Annotated in this window: 11 protein-coding genes and 1 pseudogene; 9 read left to right on the top strand and 3 right to left on the bottom strand. The window is 70.8% G+C overall.

Annotated elements, in window-relative coordinates; translation table 11 throughout:
- Positions 1-14: 14 nt before the first annotated feature.
- Entirely contained in the window at positions 15-833 is an 819-nt protein-coding gene (locus ABT009_RS26355) for an exodeoxyribonuclease III (protein ID WP_351299711.1), read from the top strand.
- Positions 834-855: 22 nt separating this feature from the next.
- On the opposite strand, the gene ABT009_RS26350 is transcribed toward ABT009_RS26355, so the two are convergent.
- On the bottom strand, positions 856-1,515 hold the full coding sequence (locus ABT009_RS26350; RefSeq protein ID WP_351299863.1) for a MerR family transcriptional regulator: 660 nt from the start codon (positions 1,513-1,515) through the stop codon (positions 856-858).
- Positions 1,516-1,691: 176 nt separating this feature from the next.
- Between ABT009_RS26350 and ABT009_RS26345 the strand changes: the two genes are divergently transcribed.
- The 4 genes from ABT009_RS26345 (at position 1,692) to ABT009_RS26330 (ending at position 5,485) form a co-directional block, all read left to right on the top strand.
- Positions 1,692-3,248, top strand: coding sequence for a flavin-containing monooxygenase (locus ABT009_RS26345; protein WP_351299708.1), 1,557 nt, complete (start codon positions 1,692-1,694; stop codon positions 3,246-3,248).
- Positions 3,245-4,198 (top strand): alpha/beta fold hydrolase, encoded by a 954-nt coding sequence (locus ABT009_RS26340; protein ID WP_351299705.1) that lies wholly within the window; start codon positions 3,245-3,247, stop codon positions 4,196-4,198. Before ABT009_RS26345 ends, ABT009_RS26340 begins: the two co-directional genes overlap by 4 nt.
- On the top strand, positions 4,195-5,106 hold the full coding sequence (locus ABT009_RS26335) for an SDR family oxidoreductase (protein ID WP_351299702.1): 912 nt from the start codon (positions 4,195-4,197) through the stop codon (positions 5,104-5,106). Before ABT009_RS26340 ends, ABT009_RS26335 begins: the two co-directional genes overlap by 4 nt.
- Positions 5,107-5,275: 169 nt before the next feature.
- Entirely contained in the window at positions 5,276-5,485 is a 210-nt protein-coding gene (locus tag ABT009_RS26330) for a hypothetical protein (protein ID WP_351299699.1), read from the top strand.
- 198 nt (positions 5,486-5,683) lie between these two features.
- On the opposite strand, the gene ABT009_RS26325 is transcribed toward ABT009_RS26330, so the two are convergent.
- Positions 5,684-9,043 (bottom strand): S41 family peptidase, encoded by a 3,360-nt coding sequence (locus ABT009_RS26325; protein WP_351299696.1) that lies wholly within the window; start codon positions 9,041-9,043, stop codon positions 5,684-5,686.
- 200 nt (positions 9,044-9,243) lie between these two features.
- Here ABT009_RS26325 and ABT009_RS26320 point away from each other — a divergent pair, with 200 nt between their 5' ends.
- From ABT009_RS26320 to ABT009_RS26310, 3 genes and pseudogenes are all read left to right on the top strand, one after another.
- Positions 9,244-9,834, top strand: a complete 591-nt coding sequence (locus ABT009_RS26320) for a TetR/AcrR family transcriptional regulator (protein WP_351299693.1) — start codon at positions 9,244-9,246, stop codon at positions 9,832-9,834.
- Positions 9,835-9,946: 112 nt separating this feature from the next.
- Positions 9,947-12,169 (top strand): annotated as a pseudogene (locus tag ABT009_RS26315) (MMPL family transporter); the annotation flags it as partial.
- Between the two features lie 30 nt (positions 12,170-12,199).
- Positions 12,200-12,868, top strand: coding sequence for an MSCRAMM family protein (locus ABT009_RS26310; protein WP_351299861.1), 669 nt, complete (start codon positions 12,200-12,202; stop codon positions 12,866-12,868).
- A 206-nt stretch (positions 12,869-13,074) separates the two neighbouring features.
- On the opposite strand, the gene ABT009_RS26305 is transcribed toward ABT009_RS26310, so the two are convergent.
- A complete protein-coding gene (locus tag ABT009_RS26305; RefSeq protein WP_351299690.1) occupies positions 13,075-13,440 on the bottom strand; it encodes an SsgA family sporulation/cell division regulator in 366 nt (121 codons plus the stop codon).
- Positions 13,441-13,637: 197 nt separating this feature from the next.
- Between ABT009_RS26305 and ABT009_RS26300 the strand changes: the two genes are divergently transcribed.
- Positions 13,638-14,693: an energy-coupling factor ABC transporter permease gene (locus ABT009_RS26300; RefSeq protein ID WP_351299687.1), complete on the top strand. Its 1,056-nt coding sequence runs from the start codon at positions 13,638-13,640 to the stop codon at positions 14,691-14,693.
- Position 14,694: the final 1 nt, after the last annotated feature.

The raw sequence follows: 14,694 nt of genomic DNA, 5'->3' as shown, positions 1-14,694 counted from the left end.
GCTTGCTTTAACCAGTGTGCCGGTATCGTGCCGGGGTGCTCACAGTGACAAGCGTGAATGTGAACGGGCTGCGCGCCGCCGCCAAGAAGGGCTTCGTGGAGTGGCTCGCCGACACCTCCGCCGATGTGCTGTGCCTGCAGGAGGTGCGGGCCGAGCCATCGCAGCTCCCCGAGGAGGTGCGCGAACCGGACGGCTGGCACGTCGTCCACGCGCCGGCCGCCGCCAAGGGGCGCGCGGGCGTCTCCCTCTATACGCGGCGCGAGCCGGAGCGCATCCAGATCGGCTTCGGGTCGAGCGAGTTCGACGGCAGTGGGCGGTATGTCGAGGTGGATCTGCCAGGCGTCACGGTCGCCAGCCTCTACCTGCCGTCCGGCGAGGTGGGCACGGAGCGGCAGGACGAGAAGATCCGGTTCATGGGGGAGTTCCGCGCGTATCTGAAGGCGCTGAAGGAGCGTTCCGCCGCGGACGGGCGCGAGGTGCTCGTGTGCGGCGACTGGAACATCGCCCACCGTGAGGCCGACCTGAAGAACTGGAAGGCCAACCGCAAGAACTCCGGCTTCCTCCCGGAGGAGCGCGAGTGGCTGGGGGAGATCTTCGGCGAGGTCGGGTACGTGGACGTCGTACGGGCGCTGCATCCGGACGTCGAGGGACCGTACTCGTGGTGGTCCTACCGCGGCAAGGCGTTCGACAACGACAGCGGATGGCGCATCGACTACCACGCCGCCACCCCGGGTCTAGCCGGACGAGCGGTGAAGGCCCTCGTGGAGCGCGCGGCCAGCTATGACCAGCGGTGGTCGGACCATGCGCCGGTGACTGCGGTGTACGAGATGTGAGTGCCGGAGATCTGAGCGCGGCCTAGCCGGGGCCGGCTTGCCCATCCTCGTCCGGCTCAGGTTTCCGGCCGGACGTGAGCCTGCGGTCCAACGCCAGCGACAGCTCCGCCTCCACCACGCTCTTCGCCAGTGGGCGGAGTCGCTGGGCGTCCCCCGGTGAGGCGTGGGCGGCGATGAGCTCGGTGAAGATCTCGGCCAGCGCGTCCGCGTGTTCGCGGACGCGGCGGCCCGCCTCCAGGACGGCGGCCAGGGGGATGCCCTCGCGGACCAGTGCGGACGACACCTCCAGCAGGCGGCGGCTGAGGTGCACGATCTCGCCGCCGTCCGTACCGAGGTAGCCGAGGTCGAGGGCGGCGGTGAGGTTCTCGGGGGTGACCTCGCCCGCGAAGTGGTCGGCCAGCTCCTCGGGGGTGAGGCGGACCGGGGTCTCCTCCGACGGGGCGTTGAAGCCCAGGAGTTCGCCGACGTCGCGGCCGTGGTCGAAGGCCTCGGAGAGTTCGGCGATGCCGTTGAGTGTGTGGCCGCGCTCCAGCAGGCCGGAGATGGTGCGCAGGCGGGCCAGGTGGTGTTCGCCGTACCAGGCGATGCGGCCCTCGCGGCGCGGTGGCGGGAGGAGTTTGCGCTCGCGGTAGAAGCGCAGGGTCCGCACCGTGATGCCGGCCTCCCTGGCGAGCTCCGTCATGCGGTACTCGCGTTCCCCTCGTCCCTCTGCCACGGCAGCAGACTATGTCGTACGGCTGGGTGATACCGCCGGTAACTTTTCCTCGTCCGCCCCCTACCCCTGAGTACGTCGCTGCTCTAACCTCCCCACTGCGCCAGTGTTCACTGGCAGAGTCGCGGGACCGGGGAGGCACAGGCATGGCCGAGCACGAACATGTCCGCGTGGCGGTGATCGGGTCCGGGTTCGGCGGGCTCGGTGCCGCCGTCCGGCTGCGCCGGGAGGGCATCACCGACTTCGTCGTACTGGAGCGGGCCGGTTCGGTCGGCGGCACCTGGCGGGACAACAGCTATCCCGGGTGCGCGTGCGATGTGCCGTCGCACCTGTACTCGTTCTCGTTCGCACCCAACCCGGACTGGCCGCGCGTCTTCTCGGGGCAGGAGCACATCCGCGAGTACCTGGAGCATGTCGCGGACGTGTTCCGGCTGCGGCCGCACATCCGCCTCGACTCCGAGGTGAAGACGATGCGCTGGGACAACGAGAAGCTGCACTGGGAGGTGGAGACCAGCAGCGGCACTCTCACCGCGGACGTCGTCGTCTCCGCCACCGGTCCGCTCTCCGACCCCAAGGTGCCGGACATCCCGGGGCTCGACACCTTTCCCGGCAAGGTGTTCCACTCCGCCCGCTGGGACCACGACTACGACCTGCGCGGCAAGCGCGTGGCGATGGTCGGTACGGGGGCCTCCGCCATCCAGATCGTGCCGGCCGTCCAGCCCGACGTCGCCCGGCTGACGCTGCTCCAGCGGACCCCGGCCTGGGTGATGCCGCGTATGGACCGGGCCATCGGCGGTCTCGAGCGGTGGCTGCACCGGCAGCTGCCGTTCACCACGCAGGTGCGCCGCGGACTGCTGTGGGGCATCCGGGAGTTGCAGGTCCAGGCGTTCACCAAGCGGCCGAGCGAGCTGGGACTCGTCGAGCAGCTCGCCAAGCGGAACATCGCCCGGGCCGTCAAGGACCCGGAGCTGCGGGCCAGGCTCACACCTTCGTATCGCATCGGCTGCAAGCGCATCCTGCTCTCCAGCTCGTACTATCCGGCGCTGGCGCAGCCCAATGTGGACGTCGTCGCGAGCGGGCTTGCCGAGGTGCGCGGGTCGACCGTCGTCGCCGCCGACGGCAGCGAGGCCGAGGTCGACGCGATCATCTTCGGTACGGGATTCCACGTCACCGACATGCCGATCGCGGAGCGCATCGTCGGCGCCGAGGGGAAGACGCTGGCCGAGAGCTGGAGCGCTTCGGGGATGGCCGCGCTGCGCGGGGCGACGGCGCCCGGCTTTCCCAACTGGATGACGATCATCGGCCCGAACACCGGCCTCGGTAACTCGTCGATGATCCTGATGATCGAGTCCCAGCTGAACTACATGGTCGACTATCTGCGGCAGCTCGACGTCCTGGGCGGCCGGGTCGCGCTCGGCGCGCGGCGCAGCGCCGTGACCGCCTGGAACCACCGCGTTCAGGAGCGCATGAGGCGCACCGTGTGGAACACCGGTGGCTGCACCAGCTGGTACCTGGACGCGAACGGCCGCAACACGACGATCTGGCCCGGGACGACCACCGAGTTCCGGAACGCCACGCGCCGCGTCGACCTCTCCGAGTACGAGGTGATGAGGCCGCCGAAATCCACGGAGCAGACTGCCTCTCCGGCCACGGCTCGCGCAGCTCGTACCGAGAAGGCCGAGAAGGCGGAGGCCGGAGCGTGAGCCGACTCATGTACGTGGCCTCCGGGCCCTACGCGCCGCCCGCGCCTGCCCACGAGCTCACTGCCGTGTCCGCCGACGGAGCCCGCCTGCACGTCGAGACGCACGGGCCCGACGGCGCACCCGCCGTGGTGCTGGCGCACGGCTGGACCTGCTCGACCGCGTTCTGGGCTGCGCAGATACGCTCCCTCGCCACCGATCACCGCGTGATCACCTACGACCAGCGGGGGCACGGGCGCAGTCCCGCGGCCGCCGCACCGGACGGCTACAGCACGCGCGCGCTCGCCGACGACCTGGAAGCCGTGCTGGCCGCGACCCTCGAACCGGGTGAGAAGGCCGTCCTCGCGGGGCACTCCATGGGCGGAATGACGATGATGGCGGCGGCCGGGCGGGCCGCGTTCCAGGAGCATGCGGCCGCGGTGCTGCTGTGCAGCACGGGCAGCTCCCGGCTGGTCGCCGAGTCGCTGGTGGTGCCGATGCGGGCGGGGGCGCTGCGCACCCGTATCACCCGGTCGATCCTCGGCGCGCGGGCGCCGCTCGGGCCCGTCAGCGCCCCGGCCAAGCGGATCCTGCGGTACGCGACGATGGGCGCGGGATCGTCGCCCGAGATGGTCGAGGCGTGTGCGCGGATCGTGCACGCCTGTCCGAGCGCGGTGCGGTACGGGTGGTCGCACGTGCTCAATGAGCTCGATCTCGACACGGGCGTACGACGGTTGACGATGCCCACCGCGGTCATCGCGGGGACGGCCGACCGGCTCACCCCGGTCGTACACGCCCGCACCATCGCTGCGGCGCTGCCCGACTGCGCCGGACTGACCGAACTTCCCGGGCTCGGCCACATGACGCCGGTGGAGGCGCCGGAGGCGGTCACCGGCCGGATCCGTGAACTCGTCACGACGTACGCACAGCCGAACGCGACCCAGCCAGAGGTGAAGGGGACAGCATCGCCATGAGCAGCAGGGGCAGTACGGGCAGCAGGGGCAGGGCGAGCCTTGAGGGGCAGGTCGTCGTCGTCACCGGTGCCGCGCGGGGCGTCGGCGAGCTGCTGGCGCGCAAGCTGTCGGCGCGCGGCGCCAGGATCGCGCTCGTCGGGCTGGAGCCGGACGCGCTGAAGCAGGTGTCCGAGCGGCTGCACTCCGACAGCGACCACTGGCACGCCGACGTCACCGACCACGAGGCGATGGCGCGAGTCGCGCAGGAGGTCAAGGAACGGTTCGGGAGGGTCGACGTCGTCGTCGCCAACGCGGGCGTCGCGACGGGCGGGCCGTTCGCGGACTCCGACCCGGTGGCCTGGCGGCGGGTGATCGAGGTCAATCTGATCGGATCAGCCGTCACCGCGCGGGCGTTCCTTCCGGCGCTGACGGAGAGCCGGGGCTATCTCCTGCAGATCGCCTCGCTGGCCGCCGTCACTCCGGCACCGATGATGACGGCCTACTGCGCGTCGAAGTCCGGTGTGGAGGCGTACGCGCACAGCCTGCGCGCCGAGGTCGGGTACAAGGGCGTGCGGGTCGGGGTCGCGTATCTGTCCTGGACCGACACGGACATGGTGCGGGGTGCCGATCAGGACGACGTGATGCGGGAGTTGCGGCAGCGGCTGCCGTGGCCGTCGAACAAGACGTATCCGCTCGGGCCGGCGGTCGACCGGATCGTCGCGGGGATCGAACGGCGGGCCGGTCATGTGTACGGGCAGTGGTGGCTGCGCGGGATGCAGTCGGTACGCGGGTATCTGCCCGGAATCATCGGCACGGTGGGGCAGCGCGAGATGCGGCGGTTCGGGGCGCGGCTCGAGGGCGTGTCGAAGGGGCTTGTCGGGGCGGGCGGCGCGGCGGACGAGCAGGCGCGGGGTGTGCGGGGCGGGTAGGTTTCCGCCGCGGGGCCCTCGGCGCTTGCTCAGACGGCTGATTTTGCCCCTCTCAGCTGGGGTTTGTACGGTCCGTAGTCGTTTGGTTATAGATCGAAATGCGGCGTATGTCCGGGCGTGTCACTCTGACAGAGGCCCCATCCCCTCAGCCATTTGGGAGTGAACCCGCATGGGCACGATGGACCAGTTCAAGGACAAGGGTGAGCAGCTCTCCGAGCAGGCCAAGGAGAAGATCGCCCGGGAGAAGCGTGAGCGTGGGCGGTCTCCGCAGACGCCGGGTGAGCGTGGCAAGCGTGAGCGTGGCTCGCACATGCCCGAGGAGGAGTCTTCGCGGCGGATGCCTCGGGATGCTGACGAGGACCGGTTCGACGAGGTCTGACCTGCGCTGTGCCTGAAGGGGCGCCCCAACTCTTGGGGCGCCCCTTCTGTTTGCGTTGGTGCCCTAGGTGTTGAGGGCGCCCGCCGTCGTGGTGTTGTGCCCACCCTCCCCCAGCTACCGCTGGGAGGTGCCCCCAGCCCTGCGGAACGCCTGCCCACAACGGCAACGGGATTGCGGCGCGCTCGCCGCCCACAACGGTCAATGCCGCGGCGGGAGTTTCGGGCGAGTGCGTTTCGGGACCCTTGAGTAGTCCGGGGGGCTTGCTGCCGGGTGGTGGGTCAGGAGGTCCAGGGCTACCTGGACTGCCTTGTCGAGTTGGGTGTTGCGGCCCTCCGCCCAGTCGACGGGGGTGCGGGCCACCTCGATGTCCGGGGTGACGCCGTGGTTCTCGACCGACCACCCGTAGGCGTCGAACCAGGCCGCGTTCATCGGGACCGTGATGATCGTGCCGTCGCCGAGGCGGTGGCGGCCCGTCATGCCGACCACGCCGCCCCAGGTGCGCTGGCCCACCACAGGGCCCAGTTCCAGCAGCTTGAACGCCGCCGTGATCATGTCGCCGTCCGACGAGGTGGCCTCGTCGGCGAGGGCGACGATCGGGCCGCGGGGCGCGTTCGAGGTGTACGAGACGGGCTGCGCGTTGCGCGTCAGGTCCCAGCCGAGGATGTTGCGGGTGAGCTTCTCGATGACGAGTTCACTGATGTGGCCGCCCGCGTTGCCACGTACGTCCACGATCAGGGCCTGGCGGGACACCTCCATGCGCAGATCGCGGTTGAACTGTGCCCAGCCGGAGCCGCCCATGTCGGGGATGTGCAGGTAGCCGCACTTGCCGCCGCTCAACTCGCGTACGACCGCGCGGCGTTTGGCGACCCAGTCCTGGTAGCGCAGGGGCCGCTCGTCGATGAGCGGGATGATGGCGACCCGGCGGGCGTGGCCCTCGCCCTCCGCCGTGGCGAAGGTCAGCTCGACCGTCGTGCCGCCCGCGCCCGCCAGCAGCGGATAGGGGCCGGTGACGCGGTCGACCGGGCGGCCGTCGACATGGGTGAGGATCTCGCCCTCGCGGATGCCCATGCCTGCCAGCGGCGAGCGCGCCTTGGAGTCGGAGGAGTCGCCGGGCAGGACGCGTTTGACCACCCAGTGGTCGTCCCTGCGGACGAGGTTGGCACCGAGCAGCCCGATCGCGCGCTGGTAGTGCGGCGGGCCCTCGTTGCGACGGGCCGGGGTGACGTACGCATGCGATGTGCCCAGTTCGCCGAGGACCTCGCGCATCAGGTCCGCGAACTCGTCGGGGGATGCGACCCGTTCGACCAGCGGCCGGTACTGATCCAGGACGGCCGGCCAGTCGATGCCGCACATGTGCGGCTCCCAGAAGTAGTCGCGGATGATGCGCCCGGCCTCGTTGTACGCCTGGCGCCACTCGGCGGCCGGGTCGGCCTCGTGCAGGATGCGGCGCAGGTCTATCCAGACGGTCGAGTCGCTGTCGCCGGGCTCGGTGGCGGGTACGGCACGCAGGTCTCCCTCGTCGACCACGACGAGCCGGGTGCCGTCGCCGCTGATGGCGAACGAGTCGAGGTGGACGACCAGTTCCGACTTCCTGGCCTTGGTGAGGTCGAAGTGCTCCAGCGTCGGCCGGCCGGTGGTGTCGCTCGGATTGACGAACGTCTCACCGAGGGCTCCGGAGATGGGCCAGCGCAGCCACACCAGGCCGCCGCCCGCGACCGGGCGCAGCGCCGAGTACTTGGAGGCGGACACCGGGAACGGCGTCACCCGGTTCTCAAGGCCCTCGATCTCCACGATGACGGTGCCGCCGCCCGGTCCGCTCTCGTCCGGATCGAGCCCGCCGGCGGCGGGGCGCCCGTCGGGCGAGAGCGCGAAGGGCGATGGCGTGGCCGACGACAGCGGTACGAGGTAGGGGCGGCAGCCGAGCGGGAAGGACAGGTCGCCGGTGTGCACGTCGTAGACCGGGTCGAAGCCGCGCCAGGACAGGAACGCCAGATAGCGGCCGTCCCGCGTGAACACCGGGTTCTCGTCCTCGAAACGGCCGTTGGTGACGTCCACGATCGCCCGGTCGCTGATCCGCGCGATCTTGATCTGGCGCAGGGAGCGCCCGATGCCCGGGTGGGACCAGGTGATCCAGGCGCCGTCGGGCGAGAAGGCGAGATCGCGCACCGGCCCGTTGATGGACCGGATCAGCTCGGTCACCTCGTCCTTCGGGGCCTCCGTTCCGGAGGCGGCCTCGGTCACCTCGTCCTTCGGGGCCTCCGTCGCGGAGGCGGCCTCGGGCTCCTCGGCGGCCTCCTCGCCGGACACGTCGATCAGCAGCAGCCGCCCGTCGTGCGAGGCGATGGCGATCCGCTCGCCCGCGGGATCGGACACCAGTTCCTGCACACGGCCCAGTCGGCCCGAGGCGAGGCGGCGCGGCTCGCGGGCGCCACTGGCCCGCGGCAGATCGGCGATCTCGACCGCGTCCTCGCCGTCCGCGTCCGTGACGTAGGCGACCTGGCCGCCGGTGCCGAGCATCTCCGGCATGCGCACCCGTACGCCCTTGGTGTCCGTGATCACGCGCGACGGACCGTCCCGGTGCGTGAGCCAGTACAGGCTGCCCCGTACGACCACCGCGCTGGCCCGGCCCGTCGTGTCCACGGAGATCGCGTTGATGTTGTTGGAGGCCGGCACCTGGTAGCGGCGGCGTCCGGCGCGGGGGCCGCCGAGGCGTACGTCCAGGCGGAGCGGCTCGCCGCCGGGGGAGAAGTCGTCGACGAGCCAGAGCTCGCCCGCGCACTGGTACACGACGCGCATGCCGTCCGACGAGGCGTGCCGGGCGTAGAAGGCGTCGTGGTCGGTGTGGCGCCGCAGATCGGAGCCGTCGGGCAGGCAGGAGTACAGATTGCCGACGCCCTCGTGGTCGGAGAGGAACGCGATCCGGCCGTCGACGAACATCGGGGACTCGAGATGCCCGTTGAGGTCCGCGGCGATCTGCTTGCCCTGCAGCCACAGCCGGCCGGTGGCGCCGCCCCGGTACCGCTTCCAGCTGGCCGGCTCGTGCGGCGGCTTGCCGGTGAGGAGCAGGGTGAGGTGTTCGCCGCCCACGTCGGCGATGGCGATGTCGGAGACTGGGCCCCAGGGCAGCTTGTTGCCGGGGGAGCCGTCGGTCGGGAGGCGGTAGGCCCAGGAGAAGTAGGAGAAGGGCTGGCCATGCGAGGCGACGGCCAGGATGTCGGCCCTGCCGTCCTTCTCGGGTGGTGCCCAGCCGCACACGCGTGTGTCGATGGTGCCCCAGTAGGTGAGCCGGCGTGCCGGCCCGCCGTCCACCGGGGCGAGATGGATCTCGGGATCGAGGCTGCGCCACGTCGTGAACGCGACGTGGCGGCCGTCGGGCGAGAAGCGGGGGTGGCTGACCTTGGTCCGGTCGACGGTGAGCCGCCAGGCCCGCTCCGGGGTCTTGCCCTCGGGCGTCAGAGCCGCCATCCAGAGATCGTCCTCGGCCGCGAAGCAGAGGCGATCGCGGTGCAGGTGCGGAAACCGCAGATACCCAGGTGTGTAGTCGCTCTCGTCGCTCACCCAACCATGCTTTTACTCAGAACGGGTCATGGCAAGTTATGCCGTTATGGGGATTTTCGGGCGGACTTCCGGCGCGGCGGTTCGGCGGCTTCGAGGCGGGCGTGATGCGGGACACGTACGAAACGGTTTCGTTTCGCTAGGTCGGGGGGTAGGCTCTCCGCTGTACGAAACCGTTTCGTTCGGAGTGGGAGTGGATGAGCATGGCTGAAGCCGCAACAGTGCGCCGCAGCCGGATCACGCCCGAGCGCGAGGCCGAGCTCTACGCGGCCGTGCTCGACCTGCTCCGCGAGGTCGGCTACGACGCCCTGACCATGGACGCCGTGGCATCCCGCACCCGGTCCAGCAAGGCCACCCTCTACCGACAGTGGGGGAGCAAGGCGGAGCTGGTCGTCAAGGCGCTCAGGCATCAGAAGCCGGTGACCATAGGCGAGATCGACACCGGGAGCCTGCGGGGCGACTTCCACGAGATGGTGACGCGTGAGGATGACTGCCGGATGGAGCAGGACTCCGCACTGATGCGGGGACTGGCCATGGCGGTGCACGAGAACCCCGATCTTCTGCGGGCCCTCCGTGAGTTGCTGATCGAGCCGGAGATGACCGGCCTCGACGGGATACTGCGGCGGGCCGTGGAGCGGGGCGAGATCCGCGCGGACAACCCCGCGCTGAGCTACGTCCCGCACATGCTGGTCGGCGGCCTCGTCGTCCGGGGCCTGATCGACAACAGGCCGCCCACGCAGGACTTCCTCACCTCGTACATCGACGCCGTGGTCCTCCCCGCCCTCGGCGCCTGACACCCCAGGGTCCCCGCAACCCTCCTGCTTCACCTGACGCGACCGCTCACGTCGTCGGGCCGATGCCCCCTGCCCTTCAAGACCCCACGACCTGACCCGGGAGTGCCTCCTCGTGGCCACATTCCTCTACAAACTGGGCCGATTCGCCTTTCGGCGACGACACTTCGTCGCCTTGATCTGGGTGGCTCTGCTGACCCTCGCGGGTGTGGGCGCCGCACAGGCGCCCGCGGCGGGCTCCACCTCCTTCTCGATCCCCGGCACCGAGGCGCAGAAGGCCTTCGACCTGCTGGAGGACCGTTTCCCCGGTGCGAGCGCCGACGGAGCCACCGCGCGCGTCGTCTTCAAGGCGCCCGACGGCGAGAAGATCACCTCCTCCGCCAACAAGGCCATCGTCAAGGAGACCGTCAAGGAGCTCGGCACGGGCTCCGAGGTCGCCTCCGTGGCCGACCCGTTCCAGGTCAAGGCCGTCAGCCAGGACCGCACGATCGCCTATGCGCAGGTGTCGTACAAGGTCTCCGGCATGGAGCTCGAGGACTCCTCGCGCGACGCGCTCGAGGACACCGCGCAGGAGGCGCGTGACGCGGGGCTGACCGTCGAGATCGGCGGTGACGCGCTCCAGGCGGTCCCCGAGACGGGCGCCACCGAGGTCATCGGCATCGGTGTCGCCGCGGTCGTGCTGGTGATCACCTTCGGTTCGCTGATCGCGGCCGGACTGCCGCTGCTCACCGCGCTGATCGGCGTCGGCATCGGTATCTCCACGATCACCGCGCTCGCGAACACGCTCGAACTGGGCTCCACCACCTCCACCCTCGCGATGATGATCGGCCTCGCCGTCGGCATCGACTACGCCCTCTTCATCGTCTCCCGCTACCGCGCCGAGCTCGCCGAGGGACGAGAGCGCGAGGAGGCGGCGGGACGGGCCGTCGGCACGGCGGGCTCCGCCGTGGTCTTCGCCGGTCTCACGGTCGTGATCGCGCTGGTGGGCCTGGCCGTGGTCAACATCCCGATGCTCACCAAGATGGGCATCGCGGCCGCCGGCACCGTCGTCATCGCGGTCCTCATCGCGCTCACCCTGATCCCGGCACTGCTCGGATACGTGGGCAGGAAGGTCAAGCCCGCGGGCCAGAAGAGCAGGCTGCTGGGCGGCGGCCGCAAGAAAGCCAAGGGCGAGTCCGGCGGGCACATCGCGGAGAAGCCGAACATGGGCACGCGCTGGGCGCGCTTCGTGGTCCGCCGTCCGGTCGCCGTGCTGCTGCTCGGCGTCGTGGGCCTGGGTGCCGCCGCGGTCCCGGCCGCCTCGCTCGAGCTCGGTCTGCCCGACGACGGTTCGCAGCCGACCAGCACCACGCAGCGCAAGGCGTACGACCTGCTCTCCGAGGGGTTCGGACCCGGCTTCAACGGGCCGCTGATGGTCGTCGTCGACGCGAAGTCCAGCGACGCCCCCAAGACGGCCGTCAAGGAAGTGACCACGACCATAAAGGGCCTCGACGACGTGGCCGCGGTGACCCCGGCGACGTACAACAAGGCCGGTGACACCGCGATGATCACCGTGGTCCCGGACTCCAAGCCGTCCTCGGCCGAGACCGAGGACCTGGTGCACGCCATCCGTGACGCGGGCGGTGACATCAAGGCGGACACCGACGCGAAGCTGCTGGTCACCGGCTCCACCGCGATGAACATCGACGTCTCGCAGAAGCTCAACGACGCACTGCTGCCGTATCTGGGGCTGGTCGTCGGCCTGGCGTTCCTGCTGCTGATCGTCGTCTTCCGCTCGATCCTGGTGCCGCTCAAGGCCGCGCTCGGCTTCCTGCTCTCCGTGCTCGCCGCGCTCGGCGCCGTCGTCGCGGTCTTCCAGTGGGGCTGGCTCGCCGACCTCATGGGCGTCGAGGAGACCGGCCCGGTGATGTCGATGATGCCGATCTTCATGGTGGGCGTCGTCTTCGGCCTGGCGATGGACTACGAGGTCTTCCTGGTCACGCGTATGCGAGAGGCGTACGTGCACGGGGAGCAGGCCCGGGAGGCGATCGTGACCGGGTTCCGGCACGGCGCCCGGGTGGTGACGGCCGCGGCCATCATCATGATCGCGGTGTTCGCGGGCTTCATCGGCTCCAGCGAGTCGATGGTCAAGATGATCGGCTTCGGCCTCGCCATCGCCGTCTTCTTCGACGCGTTCATCGTGCGGATGGCCATCGTCCCGGCGGTCCTGGCGCTGCTCGGCAAGGGGGCCTGGTGGCTGCCGAGGTGGCTCGACCGCGCCCTGCCGAACGTCGACGTCGAGGGCGAGGGCCTGCGCGACATCCACGACACCCGGAAGGACGCCGACCCGGAGCCCGTCGGGGCGACCGTCCTGTCCTCCGGAGACACGGTGCCCGTGGCCGTGCGCGAGCCCGTGGCCGTGGGTGTGGCCGCGTCCGCGTCCGACTCAGGGCTCGCCGCGGAGCTGCAGGGGTACGCACTGGCCGGTACGGCGGCCGGTTCGGGTGAGGAGCTGTACCTGCCGAACAGCGGTGGGATTCGCGGAACCGTCCGCAACGCGAGCGGTGCCGGCGTGGCGGGTGCCGCGGTGACGCTGATCTCGCCGAGCGGACGGCAGCTGGGCCGTGCCGTGGCGGGCGCCGACGGCTCGTACGCGGTGGACGCCCCCGGGCCGGGCAGCTACGTGGTGATCGTGGCGGCCGAGGGGCACCAGCCGCACGCGTCCACGATCGCTGTGGGCGAGGAGGCGCTGGGCCACGACATCGTGCTCTCGGGTACGAGCGGTCCGGCGGGCGCGTCGGTGCGGGGCACCGTGTGTGCGGGCGCCGGCGCGGACAGCCGGCCGCTGCCGGATGCACGGGTCACGCTGGTGGACGCGGCGGGCCATGTGGTCGCCAGCGCCACCACCGGCGAGGACGGCGCGTACGCCTTCACCGGCCTGGCCGCCGGTGAGTACTCGATCGTCGCCAGTGGCTACCCGCCGGTGGCGAGCGCGCTGCAGGTGGACGGGGCCGGAGTGGACGGCTACGACATCCGGCTGCACCACGCGGACGAGTAGTCCACCCACCACCCCAGGACGCATGACCTCCGGGTCCTCCCCCAGTGCCTTAAGGGCCTGGGAGGACCCGGGCGCGCCGCCCGTGGGGACGGGGCAGGCGCAAGGGGAAGGGCCCGGCGGCAGCGCGAGCGGCGCTGCCGCCGGGCCCCACGCGCGCGTGGAGGCCGGGACGGCCCGGACTACGCCGCCCCGTACGTCCGCCGTTCTCAGTGCGTGATCGGGCCCGTGGCCATGTACGTCCGGCGCAGGAAGCGGATCAGGGCGGACGAGTCGAACTGCACGACCGTCACGCCCTCGCGGGAGTGGAACTCCATCACGGCCTGCACACGGCCGCACGGCCAGATGCGCACGTCACCGCTGTCGGCCGGGGCGCGCAGCCCCTCCTCGAGCAGCGCACGGCGGAAGATCCAGTCGTGCCGCTGCGGGGAACCCGGGACTCCGGGGAGGCTGACCCGTACGGAATCCGGGTCGGACTGCGGGTCGTAGCTCAGTTCCACGGGGAGCGGCTGGTCGTCTGCGGCGTCGGTCACCAGATGGGCTCGTGCGTGCTGCTCGACGGTGGCGGCTGACATCGGAGACTCCTCACGGTCGCCCCCCTTTGTCATCTAATGTCGCATATTTTCCTGAATGTGCCCCTCGGCTATTTGTTTCACCCCGCTCTTGCAAGCTGTTCGCAACAAGGCTCTATCATCGAACGGTTCGCCATGCGTTCCCACGCATGCCGAAACCGAACGGACCCGGAGACGCCGGAGCAGGAGAGAGCCCACCCATGCATGTCCCTGACGGATTCATCAACGCCCCCGTCTCGGCTGCCACCGGCGTGGTCGCCGCGGGTGCCGTGGCGGTCAGCCTCAAGGGCGCCCGGCGGGAGCTTGACGAGCGGACCGCGCCGCTCGCCGGGCTCGTCGCCGCCTTCATCTTCGCGGTACAGATGCTGAACTTCCCGGTCGCGGCGGGCACCAGCGGCCATCTGCTCGGCGGCGCGCTCGCGGCGATACTCGTCGGCCCGTACACCGGAGTCCTGTGCGTCTCCGTCGTCCTGCTGATGCAGGGCGTCCTCTTCGCGGACGGCGGCCTCACCGCGCTCGGCGTGAACATCACGGACATGGCGGTCGTCACCACCGTCGTCGCCTACGCCGTCTTCCGCGGCCTGGTGAAGGTCCTGCCGCGGACGCGCCGGTCCATCACCATCGCCTCGTTCGCCGCCGCCCTGCTCTCCGTGCCCGCCGCGGCCGTAGCCTTCACGCTGATCTACGCCGTGGGCGGCACGACCGACGTGGCGATCGGCAAGGTCGCCACCGCCATGGTCGGCGTGCACATCCTGATCGGCATCGGCGAGGCCGCGATCACCGCCCTCACAGTCGGCGCCGTCGTCGCCGTCCGGCCCGACCTCGTGTACGGCGCCCGCGGGCTCACCACACCGCTCAAGCTCCGCGTGGGCGGCGAGCTGGTCGACGCGCCCGCCGCAGGGCCCCAGCCGGTCGCCGCCCGGTCCACCCGCAAGGTCTGGATCACCGGCCTGGTCACCTCGCTCGTCCTCGCGGGCTTCGTCAGCTTCTACGCCTCCGCGAACCCCGACGGCCTGGAGAAGGTCGCCCAGGACCAGGGCATCGACAAGAAGACCGAGGAGCACGCGACCTCGGACTCGCCGCTCGCCGACTACGGCGTCAAGGACGTCAGCGACGCCCGGCTCTCCGGCGGCCTCGCGGGCGTGATCGGCGTCGGCGTCACGGTCGTCGCGGGCAGCGGCGTCTTCTGGGCGGTCCGCCGCCGCCGTACCGCGGACGCCGGCCCCACCGCCGTACCGCAGCAGGAGACCGTCTGAC

Source organism: Streptomyces sp. NPDC002896, from assembly GCF_040295225.1.
In the GTDB taxonomy this organism is placed as follows: domain Bacteria; phylum Actinomycetota; class Actinomycetes; order Streptomycetales; family Streptomycetaceae; genus Streptomyces.
This window is presented reverse-complemented; position numbering and strand designations above follow the sequence as displayed.